The organism is Pseudomonas sp. RGM2987 (assembly GCF_022952855.1).
Classification (GTDB): domain Bacteria; phylum Pseudomonadota; class Gammaproteobacteria; order Pseudomonadales; family Pseudomonadaceae; genus Aquipseudomonas.
On sequence record NZ_JALJDX010000033.1, the window covers coordinates 1 to 1604 of the forward strand.

2 protein-coding genes are annotated in these 1604 nt (G+C 58.5%); both read left to right on the top strand.

Annotated elements, in window-relative coordinates:
* Window positions 1-78 precede the first annotated feature (78 nt).
* Entirely contained in the window at window positions 79-912 is an 834-nt protein-coding gene (mazG, locus tag RGM2987_RS00170) for a nucleoside triphosphate pyrophosphohydrolase (protein WP_245138100.1), read from the top strand.
* 26 nt (window positions 913-938) lie between these two features.
* Window positions 939-1478, top strand: a complete 540-nt coding sequence (locus RGM2987_RS00175; protein ID WP_245138101.1) for a DUF2058 domain-containing protein — start codon at window positions 939-941, stop codon at window positions 1476-1478.
* Window positions 1479-1604: the final 126 nt, after the last annotated feature.

Here is a 1604-nt window from a genome sequence, read left to right on the forward strand (position 1 = left end):
CGCTATCAGTGCTGCCTGACACACCGCCTTCGCGAGCAAGCCCGCTCCCACAAGGTTTTTGTGTGATGGGATGATTTTATGTACAGCCTTGAAGACCTGCTCCACCTGATGAGCCGCCTGCGGGACCCGCAGTACGGTTGCCCGTGGGACATCAAGCAAACCTACGCGACCATCGTCCCCCATACCCTGGAAGAAGCCTACGAAGTAGCCGACGCCATCGAGCGCGGCGATTTCGATCACTTGCAGGGCGAGTTGGGCGACCTGTTGTTCCAGGTGGTGTATTACAGCCAGTTGGCCCGGGAAGAAAACCGCTTCGAATTTGCCGGCGTGGTCGATGGCATCACCCGCAAGCTGATCCGTCGTCATCCCCATGTGTTTCCTACCGGTGATCTGTATGCGCCCATGGACCTGCCGCGCCTGAGCGAAGAACAGGTCAAGCAGCGTTGGGAGCAAATCAAGGCTGAGGAACGGGCCGAGAAAGCCGCGGCGCCTGAGCAGTTGTCATTGCTCGACGATGTGCCGGCAGCCCTGCCGGCATTGTCCCGTTCGGCGAAACTGCAAAAGCGTGCCGCCCAGGTCGGTTTCGACTGGCCGGACGCCTTGCCGGTGCTCGACAAGGTCCGGGAAGAGCTGGACGAAGTGCTCGAAGCCATGTCGGAAAACGATCAGGAGGCCGTGACTGACGAAATCGGCGATCTGCTATTTTCAGTCGTCAATCTAGCCCGGCACCTCAAGGTCGATCCGGAAACCGCCTTACGCCAAGCCAACGGAAAATTCGAGCGACGCTTCCGATTTATCGAACAGGCATTGCGCGACACCCACCGTCCCATGGAAGATTGCACCCTCGAAGAATTGGACGCCTTGTGGGGCGAAGCCAAACGTCAGGAAAAGAATTTGCCCAGCTGTGGCTGAGGCCGTTGCCTAAGTGAGTAAGCACCATGAGCCTTTCCCTTCGCGACCAGTTGCTCAAAGCAGGGCTGGTCAACCAAAAGCAGGCCAAGCAGGTCGGCAAAGAGAAACAGAAGCAGCAGCGCCTGGCCCATAAAGGCCAGGTCGAACTGGATGACTCCCAGCAGCGTGCCGCCCAGGAAGCCATGGCCGAAAAGGTCAAGCGCGACCAGGAACTCAATCGTCAGCAGCAGGAAAAAGCCGAGCAAAAGGCTCGCGCCGCACAGATCAAGCAGTTGATCGAAGTCTCGCGCCTGCCGAAGTTGACCACCGAGGACTACTACAACTTCGTCGACGACAAGAAGGTCAAGCGCCTGTCGGTCAATACGCTGATGCGCAACAAGCTGAGCAGTGGCTCGCTGGCAATCGTCCACCACGCCGGCGGCTACGAAGTGATCCCCCGCGAGGCAGCCCTGAAGATCCAGGAACGCGACCCCAAGCGCATCGTCCAGCTCAATACCCAGACCGAAGAAGTGGATGCGGATGATCCGTACGCGGCGTACCAGATTCCTGATGATTTGATGTGGTAAGCCTGGCGCGATACCAATGAGCTAAACACAAAACCTGTGGGAGTCACTAAACCCTGTGGGAGCGGGCTTGCTCGCGAAGGCGGTATGTCAGGCAACATTAGTGTCGGCTGACCCACCGCCTTCGCG

What these genes read in the sequence shown, in the direction of transcription:
- mazG (WP_245138100.1), top strand. Translation starts at nt 79, where the DNA reads ATGTACAGCCTTGAAGACCTGCTCCACCTGATGAGCCGCCTGCGGGAC.
- RGM2987_RS00175 (WP_245138101.1), top strand. Translation starts at nt 939, where the DNA reads ATGAGCCTTTCCCTTCGCGACCAGTTGCTCAAAGCAGGGCTGGTCAAC.